Here is a 15,885-nt window from a genome sequence, read left to right as displayed (position 1 = left end):
GAGATGCCGTCCGGGTGTGTGTTGCCCTACAAGCTGATGCCCACTGCTACATCGCAGCCAGTTTTGCGTGATCGCCTCCAAGCCATTCCGGACATATGCTTCGCGGGCTACAGGTTCGAGGTTGTCTTCGATTGGTGACCTGCCCCCCGAGGCTCCCTCAATCATAATGAGAGTTTGCGGGTTTGGATTTCATATTCTCCGTCTTCAGTTTGGGCAAGCGCGTCGTGCGCGGAGCCCTCAAATTGCTCAAGCGCTCGGCGCCCTTTTGCGGCCTCGCCGTCGCCTCACCCCCAGCTTTTCCTCGGTGTAGAGGCGATACAACTTCTTGTGGTTCATGATCATGCCTTTACGCTCCAACAGCACGCCGATCCGCCGATAGCCAAACCGACGTCGCTTACTGGGAATCGCCTGCATCTCTTCGCGAACTTCTGGATTGTCCGGCGGGTGCTCACGCCGGACGGTTTTGGGGTCGACACCGACAAGCCTGCACGCCCGACGTTGCGAGATGTCGTGATCTTGCATCGCCTTGAGTGCTGCGGCCCGCCGCACATTGGGTGTCGTCAGTTCTTCCAGAAAATCTTTCAGAACAACGTTATCCAGCATGGTTTCAGCAACGAGGCGCTTGAGTTTAGCGTTCTCATCCTCAAGCGACTTCAGACGGTGCGCATCTGAAACGTCCATCCCGCCATACTTGGCCTGCAGCGTGTAGAAGGTCGCAGGACTCAGCCCGTGCCTACGATAAAGCATCCCAGCCTCCTGCTCCTTAATCATCCAAATAATCTGCGCCTCGGTAAAACGGCTCTTTCGCATTTGTTTGCTCCTTCGAAAGGTTGAGCAAAGTCTATATCAAAGTGAAGGAGATTTCGGGGGCAGGTCAAAGGCTCCCCATTGTGTTTCTCAGTCAGACTTAGATATAAGGTCTACAGCTACTATAGATTGATGCTGCGCCAAGAGGTCTTACGTATCTTTGGCCACGGACGACATGGCGCCGCAGCGACGGAAGGAGACGCTTATGCTGCCCATCGGCGAACTAGCAAAACGGACCGGCACCAAGGTCCAAACGATCCGCTATTATGAACAGATCGGTTTGATGCCCGAGGCCGGGCGGAGCGAGGGTGGCCAGCGCCGCTACGGGGCACTGGAACTCGACCGACTCACGTTTATCCGTCGCTCTCGACAGCTCGGTTTTTCTCTGAAGGCGATCCGAGAACTTCTGGACCTCTCTGACGGGCCAGAAAGGTCCTGCGCGCAGGTCGATGCAGCCGCTCAGAAGCAGCTCCTCGAGGTAGAGGCGCACATCGCTCGACTGGAGGCGCTCCGGGTCGAACTGCAACGGATGATCGGCGAGGGCAGGGCCGACCGGGTTGCCAACTGCCGCATTCTTGAGGTGCTAAGCGACCACGAAGAGAATCTCTCCGATCAGGACCTGCCGGATTCCTGATGCCGACCGCGTTGATCTATCCGCTCGCTGCCGTTGCTTCTACATCCATGATGTTCCCGTGATCGGTATCGATCAGGTAATTATCTGAATAGGCGAAGAAAGTGGGGCCCTTGCGCGCCGCTGTCCACTAGCTGTCAGGATCGGCATGGGCCGTGAACTTGGGCTTTACGACCGTGGCCGGGCCGAAGGCTTCTTCGTCGACTGTATCGAGATATTCGCGGACCGCCCTCAAGGCATCGCTTGGATCGATGGCGTCCGCATCCCATTTGTCTTAGCGGCTGGAACTCTGCTTCTGGACATTGACGCTGTCGCGCTTGCGCCACTTCCAGACGGTTTGCTCAGTTGTTTCGTGGCGATCGGCAAGAACCCAGGCAGGTTCATCACTGGCCTGAATTGCCGACCGAACCTTCGGCTTTGTTGTAGCTTGGCTGTGAAGTTTGATCAGGATGTCGATCTCCCGTCCCGAACCTCGTTTAGAACAGATCGTGCCATGAAAAGCGCAGATCGACGAGGGGCTATGTGATCATCCGGGATGGAACACCTAAACATAAAAGATGGTCCGTTGCAGTTTTGAACGTCCGCTTTCTTCAGATGGGGGGGGAATTGTAGGCGCAGTGAAGGTCCAATCGTGAAGGTTTTTTTGATGAGGGTCGCAGCGTGACCGTGACAGCCCTGAGATGGCGGCCCGCGTTGCCACACCTCGGAAGGACGAAGCCGCGAGGGACTTGGTGAGCGCTACGGGGAAAGAGTGCTCGCGGTTGATGCCTTGGTGATCTTGATGGTGGCGGCTGTATCGTTGGCGTTGCCCTTTAGCTGTCCGCCCCAGTTCTGCCAAGGAAAAGTGCAGGCCGGTCTTGCCAAGCTGGCAGTTGGTTTGGTTTTCAGCGGTTGCGGTGCGCACGGCGATCGGACCGGCTCTGCACAGGTCAGCCGGTATTAACACATTTTGGTTGGCGGGCTTTTCGTCATGCTGCCTGCTCTCAGGGTAGTGCGCGCGACATTGGTTCCTGGCCGTGACGGAATATCTCGATGATGCGCATCGGGCCACCGCAGCACGGGCATGGTTCGCGCACGGTGATCTCAGCCTCGGGTTCAGGCTTGTTGGGTGGTTCTGGCTTCTGGATGCTGAGCAGCGCGCGGATCCTGAAGATATTGGCCGTTCTTATCGCACTGGCCAGCAGGCCGTAGTGCCAGATGGGTTCCACCGCATCTGGCAGCACATGGATCAGGAAGCGACGGATGAACTCTGGCGTCGCAAGACGCATGATGCTCGAGCGGTCGCCTGATTTGACGAGGCAATCTTTCCAGCGGAACGCGACAGTCACGACATCGGCGCTGACCAAGCGGCTGTTGGGGATCGCCAAGCGGTGAGTGTATAGGCTCAGGTAGGCGAGCACCGCCTCGGGTCCGTCGAAGGATGATTTGGTGTCGTGTCGAAGATTCGCCTCATGCATAATGACGACCCATTTGGACTTGTGGAACGACTGGCAAAGGCGTCTGCCTGCGCCATTCGTTCAAGACCGCCGTAGCGGACGCCCAGAACAGCAGACCATAGACCGCCTCCTAGTTTCAGGAGGCGATCTGAGCGATCTCGGCTGGCAGCGAAGGTTAGCCGAAAACTCCAGTTTCGAATGGTCCAGTTTTCAAGGGGCAGAGCAGTGTGATCCGGAGAAGGCTCTCGTTTTACAACTCAGGTCCGGGCGTAGATGTCTTCGTAGCGGACGATGTCGTCCTCGCCGAGGTAGCTGCCAGTCTGCACCTCAATCAGCACCATCGGCAGCTTGCCGGGGTTTTCCATGCGATGCACGGCGCCAAGCGGAATGTAGACGGACTGGTTTTCGGTGATCAGCTTCACCTCTTCGTCCACGGTCACCTTGGCCGTGCCCTGAACGACGATCCAGTGTTCGGACCGGTGATGGTGACTTTGCAAGGACAGCGCTGCTCCGGGGTTCACGTGGATACGCTTCACCTGAAAGCGGTCTGACAGCGCCAGCGTTTCGTACCAGCCCCATGGGCGGCGATCGACCGGAAATTCCAGCGCCTGCTTGGCCTCGCGGCCCTTGAGCACCTTCACCGCCTGTTTGACGTTTTGCGAAGACGACATGTCCGCCACCATGACCGCGTCACGCATGGCCACAGCCACGATGTTTTTCAATCCGATGCCCACCAGCTCCTGATCGGGGGCTTCAGCGCGCAGCAGGCTGTCGTGACAGTCCAGCGCTGTGGCTGCACCGGTGATCGCATTGCCGTTGCCGTCTTTATCGGATTCCAGCCAGACGGATTCCCATCCCCCCAGGTCCGTCCAATGGCCATCATAGCGCACGGCAGAGAGGTTCCCGGCCTTTTCCATCACGGCAAAGTCGATGGATTCATCCTCGACCCCGGCCCAGAGCGGCGGGTCGATGCGGGTGAAGGAGAGATCTCCCTTGGCGGCCTCCATCGCTTTGTGGACCTGGTGCAGCATGTCCGGCGCGTGGGTCTTGAACGCCTCCAGCAGAACGCGGGCCTTTGCCAGGAAGACACCTGCGTTCCACAGGTAGCGGCCATCGGCAAAGAGCTCTTCGGCGCGGGCTTGGTCGGGCTTTTCGATGAAGCGTTCCAGCCGGTAGATACCGTCGTCGCAGTCGCCGGTTTCCAGCCAGCCATAACCGGTTTCTGCGCGGGAAGGGGCGATACCAAAGGTTACGATCTGTCCCCGTGAGGCGGCTGCGTTGCCCAGCATCACGGTTTCCCGGAACAGTTCAGGCTGGGGAATCGCGTGATCGGACGGCACCAGCAGGATTGTGGCCTCGGGGTCCTGTGCGATGGCAAAGAGCGCGGCCGCACAGGCGGCAGGCGCCGTGTTGCGCCCTTCGGGTTCGATCAGGATGCCGGCAGGTGTCACACCGATCTCGTCGAGCTGTTCGGTCACGATAAAGCGGAAAGGATCGCCGGTGATGACCAAGGGGGCGGCGAACCCTTCCCCGCAGAAACGCTTTGCCGAAGCCTGGAACAGGCTGTCATCGCCGATCACATCGGTGAATTGCTTCGGGTAGGATTTGCGCGAAAGTGGCCAGAGCCTTGTGCCGGACCCCCCGCAAAGCAGGACGGGAAAGATCATTTTGGGATATCCTTTGATGTTTTGAATACAGGCTTAATCTTTTGGGGAGCGGTTTCTATCGTCATGGAACGACCTTTGGACGGTCGTTGACAAACGTCTCGGAAGAAACGCCAGGAGCCGTCCAAAACCAGGCGGATGCCCGTTTTCGGTCTGGCGCCGACACGCAGGGGCGGCCTCGGCCACAAGTGGGCACTATGGCGGAGAGATCATGCGTCACAGCGGTGTGTCCTGCACGGCGTTCAGAAGAGCGTAGTCTGCGGCAAAGGTGGTTTCGACCGCATGGCGCATTGCGGCGTCATAAAAAGAAGCCTTCGACAGCCTTGGCCCGGCGGCGATCCTGGCGGGGGTCAGATCCTGCGCATTTGCCACATCTTCGCCCCGGCCGGACCCGGTCACATTGCGGGGCTGCCTGCCAAGCTTCATGCCGGCACGCTCTTCGAGAATTTCCATCAGCTGGTCTATTTGGTCGATACGGAACAGCGCATCATACCGAAGGCCTTCGAGATACAGGGCTTGTGGTCGCCAGTGGGGGTCCAGGGTCGCGGCTTCTGCATTGGTGACATAATCAATGAACGCGCGAAAGGTGATGCCCTCGTCGAAGTCGACTTTCTTGCGGTTGGCCGCGAGTTGCACAGGCGCGACAACGGATTTCGTATGGTGAATGTTGGCGGGCTGAAGCCGGCCCATGACAAATTTTTCGATATAGGCCGAAAGAAGCCGCTCCATCGGGTCGCGTAGCACTGCAAACCGGAAATAGTCGGGACCTTGGCGCATCAGGTTCACGTCGGGAGGTTCGTAGTCACTGAACTGCAGCCCTGTGCGAATGTGATCCGTCAGGAAATGGATGTCCTTCAATATATGCGCGATATGCGGAGGACGCGCGGTGCGCGCCACTTCGGATTTCAGGAAAGTGCAGGCGTTCTTGCCGATCGGGCAATAGACAAGTTTCGCAGGCTGGCTCACCATGATCTGGCGCAGCGGCCAGGGGTATGGCTTCTTTATGGAGCGCGGACTGTCGCGGAATTCCCTGGATTTTTCCAAGGTGCGATGCAGGGCCTGCACCCCGCCCGATCCTAGTTGTGGCGGCGTGTTCGGATTGGGCGCACGTCCCAGAAACAACCGGAACGCAGTCACCACCTCTGGAGGCGTGGTCGACATGGGCAAGGGCGTTGTGGACATGGATAGGCCGCTTTCAAAAACTTGGGTCGTGCTGATGACCGCCCGTCGCAGCGGCCTTGCCAGAGCATTTTCGCGTTAGGGGACCCCCCTTGGCGCATGCCGCGTCAGACTCCGGCTGGACTGCAGATCTTTGTCGAGCGAGGCAGCCTGCCTCTTATAAGTGGCACCTACAGATTTCATGTTGAGCTCATCTTTCTGTCTTGCCGTGCAGCACATGCATAGAGCTTGTTGTCCCAGAGTGTGAAGGCATCAAGGAGCTTTGCCTGGGTGTCGCTCAGACGGTCACGTTCCTTGGCAAAGGCTTCGCCAGGGGCGACTGTTTCCCCAGCCGGAGCCGCGTTGGCGCGGACATCTTTGAGTTTATCAAGCACGCCGCGATCCACCAGCCGCTGCAAGAACGGATCGAAGTTCTCGACCAGCCCAAACATCATGTCGGGAGCAAACAGATGCTCGCATGCTCTCAGGTAAACGCGCGTGTCGACGGGCGTGGTGTCCATAGGCCCAGCCAGACGCCGCACCTGGCCATTGTCCACCTCGCGACGCAAGACGGCCTCTGAGCTCGCCAGTTCGAGAAACGTTCCGAAATCCGGCGCTTCGGTATTCACGGCTTCGTAGTAGCGGTGGTCCGGGGTGCGTTGAATGTAGCGGTAAAAGCTGAACAACCGGGGGCCGGGGCTGCGGAGGACGGCCAGATACAAGACGGGTCGGGTCAGTAGTCGGCCCAGTCCATGGGTCGTATGCCCAACCACCACCCCTATGCGGCCGCGATCCTGGCGAGACATGGCTGAAATCTGCTTTTCCGGGCGGCCTTCGTTGGCATTGATCCGTGCGCTTTGAGGGTAGAGCATCATGAGATGGGTGTTCAGGCTGCTTCCGGCGCTCTTGGGAATGTGCAGGTGGACCACAGTCACCTTGGCGCGATCAATGGGCCAGGGCGGAACCGCACCGGGCTGCCGTCCGGCAATGCGACGGAATATCCGGGGCAGACCTGACAGAAGGGGGGACGGACTCTTTGTCTTTGACGTCAGCGCCATACGGTCGAAAAGTTCGTCAGATTCGAAAAGCATCTCCCGCAGCTGAGGCAGGGTGATCTGACGCGCTTGCATTGCGTCCAGCCGTTTGGCCGGAGGGGGGCGATTGAGCACCAGCTGAAAAGCCAGAGTGATCTCATCCCGGCTGAGAGGGCGCGCATCGGGGGGCGCGTCTGTGGGGGGGGGCTGGTGCGAAGCCTCACCTCCTCTTTGCGGCCCCAAGCGGGTCAAGAGGCACACCGGCACTGGTCTATTTCCGCCAGAATCTGGTGGATTCGGGTCGCATAACGCTGGCCGATGGCCGCCTCTGAAAACTCCGTCTGCACCTTTTGACGGGCGGCAGCGGCGCGCCGGGCGCAGTCGGCGGGATCGTCCTTCATGGCGCGCATCTGGCGGGCGGCGTGGTCCGCATCCGGTTCTGCCCACTTCTGGCCGGGCCGGACAAAGATGTAATCCTGAGGTCCCAGCTCCTTGAGCTCATAGTCCACCAGCCAGCAGGTCTCCGGCGTGCAGAAATCCATATTGCCGGAATAGGCGGTGGCCAGCACCGGCACGCCAAGGTTCATCGCCTCGATCATGCCAAAACCCCAGCCTTCGGATTTATGCAGCGAGATATAGGCGTCGGCGCCTTTCTTGAGCTTCAGCAGGTCGGTGTATTGCAGCGTCTCGTCGATCAGCACGATACGGCTGTCGGCGGCCAGCGCCTCGTCCACCTGTTCCCAGATCGCGATCTGCGTCGGATCGGCCACGCGCGTGCGGTTCTGGGTCTTGATCACCAGCCGCACATCGTCGTCACCGCCCTGCGGAAAGGCCTTGGCAAAGGCTTTGAGCACGCCCAGCGGGTTTTTGCGCTGCACGAAGGAAAAGCTGTCGAAGGTCACCATGAAGGTAAAGACGTCGCGCCCGATCTTTGCAGTCTTTTGCAGGAAGGCGCGGGCCTCGTCTGCGGGAATGTCCGGCAGCGCCTCATAGCTCATGCCCACATTGGTGACGGGCATGTCCACATGCGGCTGGAAAATCGACACGCCAAACTCGGTCGAGACCCAGATCTCGTCGAGCATGTCCATGCCGAGGTAGTGACAGGCGCCGGGGCTGTCGAGCTCCCAGTAGAAATAGCCGATGTTGTAGGCCCCGGTAAAAACGTCCGGCTGGTAGGCGGCGGCGAGCGGGATGGCCTCGGCGTTCAGGTGGAACAGGTTCACCTTGGCGCGGGTGTAGTCCGACACCACGGCGGCGCGGCTGAACCCCTCTGGCGCGGGGTTGTCGAGACCGAAATCGACCGTGTTGATCGCCACCCCGGCGCTTTCCAGCGCGCTGGCCGACAGGCGGGTCGCCTGCCCAAGCCCACTGGCCTTGGCAAAGGGACCGATCACCTGCACATCGACCGTTTCCGCATGCGGCAGCGGCGGCAGCGTGGCACATTCGGCGCGGTGACCCTCAGAGGTGAAGGTCAAAAATCGCATGGTGTCGAGGTCAAAGCCCTGCTGGCGCAAGGCGCGGGCATATCCAGAGCGGTCAAGGTTGCTGGCAGGCAGGCCCATCTGGGTACAGAATTGGGCCAAAGGCGAGGGTCCGTGGCCATTTGGGTTCAGGGCGGCCTCCAGCGCGGGGCGGGGAATATACCGCAGGAAGTCTGGGCGCGGCACCGCCAGCAGCAAAAGCGCGCAGGTCAGATCGCGGCGCGCGTCCTCCTGTGTCAGGTTCAGGTCGGCGATTTCCGGTGTCTCTGCATATTGCCGCAGCATGAACTCGGATGGGGCGTAGGTCATGCCCTGCCAATCCGTGGGCACGCTGCGCAGCAGATCTATGTAGCTGTCGGGCACGAGGCAGTCCTCGCAATGAATCGCTTCCGCCTGATTGACCGACCACCAATAGACGGCCCAAATGTACCAGTCCTCGGCGTTGAAATTCATGGAATTGCGGATCGGCAGCACGTCAGGAAGAAAAAACCACGCCGCCCGGCTGAGGCTGTTGCGTTGCCCGCCGATCACCACGGGTTCGTTCAGCCAGTCGATGACCGGCCTGGTCAGCGGCACCCGCAGACCGCCGCGCATAGCGGCATAGGCGCTGAGGTATCGCTTGTAAAAATGTGCGATGTCGTCCGGATGTCCGGCCGTGTCGAACTGTTCGTCCAGCCGGTCGCGGTAGCGGATGTATTCGGCATAGCCAAACATCAGCTCGGGGAGCTGGGCCTCGGGATCAAGGTAGTCGGTGCGCGAAAACAGTCTCTGTTGCGCCGCAGATGTGCCGGGTGCCCTGGGCGGCGGTGCAAGGTCCCCGCTGCGTGACAACAAAGCGGCAAGCACCTGCGCCCCGCCATATAGCCTGCGCTGCAGGGGCGACAGCCAGCCGGGCATGGGCTTGCCGTCCGCATCGCCAGAGGTTCGGGTATCGCTCAGGTGATGTTTGCCAAGAAGCTGTGTGCTGGCGCCGCTCAGGACACGGATCTCGACCTGCCCGCCGTTTAGTGTCGCCAGACGGACCAGATCCGCCGTGAGCGGGATCGAGAAGCCATGACAGCCATCGCCTATGCCCGCCCGTTCCAGATCGCCGCGATAGATGTTGGCCGAGGCTTCGTGGATGCGCGCGCCCTGAACATACAGTCCCACGCGCATGTACTGATCGGGCGTGCGCAAGGACTGGACCCAGCCCTGCAGCACATCCCCCATGATTCCATCCACGTTGCCGCGGAAGCCACCCAAGCGGGCATGCAGTCTATGGAGGCTCTTACTTAAGTGCATCGAAATCTGACTTTGCCATCATTTCAGCCAATTGACGGATGTCCACCTTTGGCGCCCAGCCAAGTGTTTCCCTTGCCTTGGAGGCATCGCCCAGCAACAGGTCGACTTCGGCGGGCCGGTAGAACTTCGGGTTGACCTTCATGAGCAGTTTTCCGGTCTTCTTGTCGGTCGCCGTCTCGTTTTCGGCCTCCCCGGACCATTCCAGATCCATGCCCAGAGCTTCGCCCGCAAAGGTAAAGAAGTCACGGATCGTCGTGGTCGTGCCTGTGGCCAGCACGTAATCGTCGGCTTCGTCCTGCTGCAACATGCGCCACATGCCCTCGACGTAATCCCCGGCAAAGCCCCAGTCGCGTTGCGCGTCCATATTGCCCAATTCCACCGCGTCGGTGCCGCCATGCGCCAGGGCGGCCAGCCCCAGCGTGATCTTGCGGGTGACGAATTCCTTCCCGCGCAGCGGGCTTTCGTGGTTGAACAGGATGCCGCTGGAGGCATGCAGGCCAAAGCTTTCGCGGTAATTCATGGTGATATAGTGACCATATACCTTCGCCACACCGTAGGGAGAGCGCGGGTAAAGACGGGTCGTCTCGGACTGGGGTACCTCTTGTACCAGGCCGAACATCTCAGAGGTGGAGGCCTGATAGAAGCGGGTCTGGGGCGAGAGGGTGCGCAGCGTGTCGAGGATGCGCACCACCGCCATGCCATCCACGTCTGCGGTATACACAGGCAGTTCCCAAGACGCGCCGACAAAGCTTTGTGCGGCGAGGTTATAGAACTCGTCCGGCTTCACGCGGTCGATGGTGCGGAAAATGTTGTTCGTCTCCCCCAGGTCGAACTCATGCAGGATCACATCCTTGGTGACGCCCAGAAGGTCGAGCCGCGTGGTCTCGGGCTGAGAGATCCGGCGCACGCCACCGTGGACCTCGTAGCCCTTTTCCAAAAGGAGCTTCGCCAGATACGCGCCGTCCTGCCCGGTTACGCCAGTGATAAATGCCGTCTTCATTTGGGTTCCCCTAGCCATTTCCATCATCTCTGGCGCAAACGCGGTTAATCCGCCGTTAATTTCGACGAGTTTATACATTTACCAATAGAGAAAAGAGCGCGCCCCGGACCCGCACCCAAGGCGAGAATTCGATTCTGCATATGGCGGTCAGGATGTGGCGCTTGAACGAACTTTGAGTTGTGTCTCGCCGGACTGCGCAATCTAAGAGGGCATTCTTGCGTGTTTACGCTCGTTAAAGATCAAGGCGCTGGACGCATTTCATGGAGCCCGCATGACCCAAAACACGACACCTGCCCAGACCATTGTGCTCGCGACGCAGCGGCTTCTGGGACGACGCCCGGCCTTTTCCCATGCGCTCAGCCCGGAGCCGGTTTCCTTGCTGAGCGCCCCGAACGGCTACGCCGAGACCTATGGCGATGTGCCGCGCGCCCGTGCTCTGTCGGTGATTGCCGACCCGGATCTGCATTACACGCTGTACGGCCGGCAGCAGGGGCGCGATGTGTTGCCCCGTATCGTGGCCGGTGTCTCCCGCGTGGTGGTGATCTCGCCCAGCCATCTGAAACAATGCGGCATCGGCGAATACGGGCGGTATCTCAGCGATGAGATGGCCAAGCAGGTGGAGGAGCTGCACGTCGTGCGCACCTCATCCGCGGCGCTGGCGCTGGGGCCGGAGTTCCTGAAAGGCGCGCTGGTGCTCGTGAACCATGGGCCGGGGCTTTATGACGGGTTGAACCCGCGCCTGAGCCAGGGGGAATCCACCACGCGGCTGTTGCAGAACCTCGACCGCATGAAGCGGGAGATGGGGGCGCTGCCGCTGATCATCCACCATTCGCTGCTGGACACGGAACACGAGTTGCTGTTCTCGCGCCAGCAGCAGATCATGAATTCCGACATTCCCTCGATCGCCTTCATCTCCTCGGCGGGGCGGCATTTCTTTTTGCCGACGCTGGAACTGGGCGTCTCGCCGGTGCCTGTGCCGGAACATGACTACGCTGACAACCGGGATGAACGCCCCGAAGCCGTGGGGTTTTTTGGCTTCTTCCAATACGGTGGCAAGGATTTCGACAGCCTGTTCCACCTCGTGCGCGAGATACGGGGTCGCCTTGTCGGCTCGGTTGCCACCAGCAACGCGGATGAGCTGAAACGCTTCGAAGAGACGCTGGAAAACCTGCACCTGCCGCATGATCTGGGCTCTGGCTGGGTGACGGATATGGAGCTGCTGGAGCGGCTCAAGGAGGCGGATTATTTCTACCTGCCGCAAAACGATTACGATCACTGGAACAACTCGGCCACGGCGCGTTTCGTCACCAACCTCGACCGACCGTTGTTTCTGCCGCCGCATCATCCTTTCCTGGATATGGAGGACGGATCCATCTTTGCCGCCACCGAGGATCTGCCCCGCATCGTCGCCCATTTCCGCGAACCGGGCCATTACGCGCAAGCGGTGGAGCGAGTGCGCGCCTTCCGCGAACGGGCGCAGATGGCCAATACCGCGACAGCGATCCGCACCGCGCTGGTGGACCGCCAGTCAGAGGTGGGGCAGACGCTGCTGGAAACGCCTTCGGTCTGTTCTCTGGAACGCTTTATGGAGCTTTCCGAGGCGGAACAGAGCCTGTTTATGCATCAGTTGGGGGCCGATCCGGAGTTCCCCGAAAGCTATCCTGCCCTGTGGCGTGCGCCGGAGGCACGGCAATACTGGCGCAAGCATTACGAGCTGGGCGATCTGGTGCACAGCACACTGCTCGAAAGCCTGCATGCGATCTATATGGCCTGCGCCAAGCGCGACATCGGCCTGGAAGAACTGATGGGACTTTTGGCTGAAGGTGCGCAAAACGGCACCGAGGGACGTCCGCATTGGCCGCTGGGCAAGACGCTGAGCGCGGCCTTCGCCCAAGCGCTAGAGGACAAAGGCGGACCCTTCCATGATCCGGAGATCGTGTTGCTGGACCGCGGCCATGCGGTGGCGGCCGAGAGCGTGATGACACCTGCGCGGATCGAGCAGTTCCAGTCGGAAAAATCCGCACGCCGCGCCCAGATCACCACGCAACTGCGTGCCCGGTTGCAAAAGGTGCAGCCTCCGATCACCAACCTCGCACAGCTGCTGTTGCTGCCCGCCGAGACCCTGCGCCAGCGCGACGCCCCGCTGGATCTTTCGGCGCTGGACCTCGACCACATCCACGCGCCGCGCCGTCCGGCACAGCGCATGAACCGTCTGGTGGCCGCCGCCAATGCCGCCGGGCTGCGTCTGGGCGATCACCTGGTGTTCGATCAATTGATCCCGCCCGCCGTCGACCCGCGCGTCGCGTCCTATGTGCTGGAGGATTTTATCTACTTTGACGGCGACTACTTCCTGCTGAACGCCATCCGCTGCATCGACAAGCGCGATCCTTTTGCCTTCGAAGTGGTGGTGCTGAGCCGGGTGCTGGGCACGCTGGGCAAGCTCGACGTGCTGCGCCACCTGTTGCACCGGGCCGAAGGGCGGGTCGAGATCACCAACCTCGCGGCGCGCGTGGCCTCTGGCCGCGACATCGAGACGGACGCCCAGGAGGTGCAGCGCTTTCTCGACGCGGCGCGGGACCCGTTGTTCGGCCTGGTCTCGCCCCGAAATGCCTACGAGATCGCCAAGCGGCACAACACGCGCTGGTGGCTGCGCACCAAGACCGGCAGCGATGCGCTCTGGACCGGGTCGCAGGGTAACGTGGGGCTTCTGACATTGATTTATGCCTACCTGTGCGAAACCCCGAGCGACCGGGCCAATCCCGCCGGACGGCGTGACGATCCGATTTGGCAGATCGACAGGAAAGGGTGTCTGCATCCGGAGCCCGAGACCAGGGGTGTTCCTCTGGGCCTTAGCCTGAACACGCCGATGAGGATCAACCCTGAAATGGCCGAGACCTTCACCGCGGCGACCATCGGCTTTCACGCGCCGGAAGCGGCCGGGGCCTGGACAAACGGTCCGGAAGGCACCCTGTTGCTGCGGTCTGAAAAGGCGATACCCGCAGGCACGGTGCTGAGCGCGGAACTGGGGTTCTATGGTGGTGAAGCGATGGAGGGGCCGCGCCACCTGTCAGTGATGCTGCGCCGCGCGGGGCAGCCGGTGATGCCGCTGCTGGACGGCGATGTGCCCGCGGCGTTCGGGCTGCTGGACGTGATCATCGACCGCGATCAGCTGACGGCCTTTGACATGGTCCTGCCGGACATTCCGGCAGAGACCGATTGCCTGCTGCATCTGTCGCTGGACCGCGTTTCCAGCCCGGCACAACTGGGCTTGTCGGATGATCCGCGCCAGCTTGGCGTGCTGCTGCGGGGACTGGGACTTGTCGCGCCGGACAGCGAAACGTCACCGCAGAACCCATCACATTCCAAGGTGGAAAAAGAGCCGGAAAAGGCGGAATAGAGACGCATGGAGGCCAAGAAATTCTTGATCGTGGTGGGGCTGCCGAAATCCGGCACCACCTTTTTGTTTTCGCAGGCCTCCAAGCGGCCGGACCGTTTTGCCATGCCCTGGGGCAACAAGGAGGTGGATTACTTCCGCCGGGGATGTGACCTCGATGCCTATCTCGGGCTGTTCGACGGCGCGCGTGAGGGCGGTGCCGATGCGGTGCGCGCCGACGACCGGGTGCGGTTTGACGCCTCGCCGCTCTATATCGACGATTTCGACACCAGCCTTGCCAACATGGCGCAGGCGTTGGAGGGCCACGAGGTGCGCATCGTCGTCTGCCTGCGTGACCCGATGGAGCGCGCCTATTCCCACTACCTGCACGACGTGGCGCAGCATCAGAAAATCCACGGTCATGCGGACTACAGCTTTTGGTCGCCGGCGGTCATGGCGAAATACCTCTTTCCGCTGGAGCCGCGCCTGCACAAGCTGTGCGCGCACTTCGGCGCCGAGAACGTCTTTGGCTTTGCCTTTGGCGAGGACATGTCGCGGGTCGAAACCATGCTGCGCGACTTTGCCGGGTTGGGAGACGACTGGTCGCTGGATCTGTCAGACAATCCGGCCCCGGGCTTTACCTCGCCGCAGTGTTTCTACAACGGGGACCGCGACATGGAGGTGCCGCTACAGGAAAAGGTCTACCGGTTGTGCGCCGGGCATCTTCTGGTGGTGAACCGGCAGTTCTCCGTGCTGCGCAAGGAGATCAACCGCCCGCTGGCAGAGCAGATCATGATGCGGCAGGCCGCGCTGACACGTCAGTTCGACACCGGCATGTTGCAGGAGGTCACGCGGGCGCGGATCTATGACGACACGTGCCGTGCCGCCGCGCTGGCGGGGATCGAACTGCGGCTCTCATCCGCCCCGAAGGTGCTGTTGTCCAAGGTCTCCACGGATTTGCCTCCGCATATCCTCAAGCAACTGGAACCGCTGTGCAGCTTTGATGAGGCGGTGGCCCAGATGTTCGAGGCAGGCACACAGCGCACCATGAACACGCTTGTGCAAATGCCCCATGCGGGGCCTTCGCTGGCACGGGACATGGCGCGGCTTGGCCTGTCGCATCTGCGCGACCCGATCGAGCCGACGCCTTTCCGCGACATCCAGCGTCAGATCATTCACGATTACGGTCCGATTCCGCTGTATATCGAGGCGCTCATGTCAGGCGAAGTGGCACGGGGCAATTACGATGCGGCGCTGGAGCTGTTTGACGATTTTGGCGGGCCCCGGGCGTTGCTCTGGCCGATGGACCTCGCGCACTTCCTGAAGGCGCGGTCCATCGCGCTGCCCGAAGATGTGGCACAGACATTCCGCGACGCCGGCATTCGCGTGGACCTGCCTAGCAACTGTGTCTATCGGTCGGGCTGAAGCTACCAAGGTATGCCGGTTTTGATGACCGCGCTAGCGATTGCGACAAGCCTTTGAGCGATTGCGATAATGACAAGCTTGTACGGCTTTCCGCGCTCTTTGACGCTTTGCGACCGGCTTGAGACCTGGATTGTGATAGGCGGCAGCCAGGGCAGCTTGGAACAGTACATGTCGCAGAAACCGTCGTTCTCCCGGAATCATCCTTCTGCCTCGCATCGCTCGCTCTGTTAACCCGGCTTATTCATCCAATTCGTTTCGTAAAGGTTGTGTTCGCCTGAAAGTGTCGTAGCAGCAATATGCTATACGGGAATCCGTCGACAGCCACGGACGCACGCATGGGTGAAACGCTACGACCAGTTGCGGCCGTGACCTGCCACGGGATTTTTCCTTCACCGTCGATTAGAGTCCGATCCAACTTGAGGACGGACAATGAAGCGAACGCGATTTACGGACGAACAGATCATCCACTGTCCGGCAGGCGCATCCGCAGAATGCTGCCGAGTATCCGTGATGATCAAGCAGGTTCTGGAGCCCATTTCCGGTTGTCTCTCAGTAGTGCGTTCGCGAGGACGATGAGTTTTCGCATGACCGCGGT

At 60.7% G+C, this 15,885-nt stretch carries 8 protein-coding genes and 3 pseudogenes; 3 read left to right on the top strand and 8 right to left on the bottom strand.

The window, feature by feature from the left end:
* Positions 1-258: 258 nt before the first annotated feature.
* Positions 259-810: pseudogene (locus J4E08_RS22710) on the bottom strand (transposase); the annotation flags it as partial.
* A gap of 202 nt (positions 811-1,012) precedes the next feature.
* On the opposite strand from J4E08_RS22710, the gene J4E08_RS22705 reads away from it, so the two are divergent.
* A complete protein-coding gene (locus tag J4E08_RS22705; RefSeq protein ID WP_349540442.1) occupies positions 1,013-1,441 on the top strand; it encodes a MerR family transcriptional regulator in 429 nt (142 codons plus the stop codon).
* Between the two features lie 25 nt (positions 1,442-1,466).
* Here J4E08_RS22705 and J4E08_RS22700 read toward each other — a convergent pair.
* From J4E08_RS22700 to gmd, 7 genes and pseudogenes are all read right to left on the bottom strand, one after another.
* Positions 1,467-1,703 (bottom strand): annotated as a pseudogene (locus J4E08_RS22700) (IS5/IS1182 family transposase); the annotation flags it as partial.
* Positions 1,704-2,421: 718 nt separating this feature from the next.
* Positions 2,422-2,922: pseudogene (locus tag J4E08_RS22695) on the bottom strand (transposase); the annotation flags it as partial.
* A gap of 209 nt (positions 2,923-3,131) precedes the next feature.
* Positions 3,132-4,541, bottom strand: a complete 1,410-nt coding sequence (locus tag J4E08_RS22690) for a mannose-1-phosphate guanylyltransferase/mannose-6-phosphate isomerase (protein ID WP_349540440.1) — start codon at positions 4,539-4,541, stop codon at positions 3,132-3,134.
* Between the two features lie 213 nt (positions 4,542-4,754).
* Positions 4,755-5,720 carry a sulfotransferase family 2 domain-containing protein gene (locus J4E08_RS22685; protein WP_349540439.1) on the bottom strand — a complete coding sequence of 322 codons (966 nt, stop codon included), beginning with the start codon at positions 5,718-5,720 and terminating at the stop codon, positions 4,755-4,757.
* Positions 5,721-5,896: 176 nt separating this feature from the next.
* Positions 5,897-6,865: a sulfotransferase family protein gene (locus J4E08_RS22680; protein WP_349540438.1), complete on the bottom strand. Its 969-nt coding sequence runs from the start codon at positions 6,863-6,865 to the stop codon at positions 5,897-5,899.
* A gap of 113 nt (positions 6,866-6,978) precedes the next feature.
* Positions 6,979-9,420 carry a glycosyltransferase gene (locus J4E08_RS22675; RefSeq protein WP_349540437.1) on the bottom strand — a complete coding sequence of 814 codons (2,442 nt, stop codon included), beginning with the start codon at positions 9,418-9,420 and terminating at the stop codon, positions 6,979-6,981.
* Positions 9,421-9,478: 58 nt separating this feature from the next.
* On the bottom strand, positions 9,479-10,492 hold the full coding sequence (gmd, locus tag J4E08_RS22670) for a GDP-mannose 4,6-dehydratase (RefSeq protein ID WP_349540436.1): 1,014 nt from the start codon (positions 10,490-10,492) through the stop codon (positions 9,479-9,481).
* 271 nt (positions 10,493-10,763) lie between these two features.
* Here gmd and J4E08_RS22665 point away from each other — a divergent pair, with 271 nt between their 5' ends.
* Together J4E08_RS22665 and J4E08_RS22660 are read left to right on the top strand one after the other, a co-directional pair.
* Entirely contained in the window at positions 10,764-13,889 is a 3,126-nt protein-coding gene (locus J4E08_RS22665; RefSeq protein WP_349540435.1) for a hypothetical protein, read from the top strand.
* A gap of 6 nt (positions 13,890-13,895) precedes the next feature.
* Positions 13,896-15,290: a sulfotransferase domain-containing protein gene (locus J4E08_RS22660; protein WP_349540434.1), complete on the top strand. Its 1,395-nt coding sequence runs from the start codon at positions 13,896-13,898 to the stop codon at positions 15,288-15,290.
* Positions 15,291-15,885 lie beyond the last annotated feature (595 nt).

The sequence above is a fragment of the Sagittula sp. NFXS13 genome (genome assembly GCF_040148795.1).
Lineage (GTDB): Bacteria > Pseudomonadota > Alphaproteobacteria > Rhodobacterales > Rhodobacteraceae > Sagittula > Sagittula marina.
Note: the sequence above shows the minus strand (reverse complement) of the source record. Positions and strands in the feature narration are given on the sequence as shown.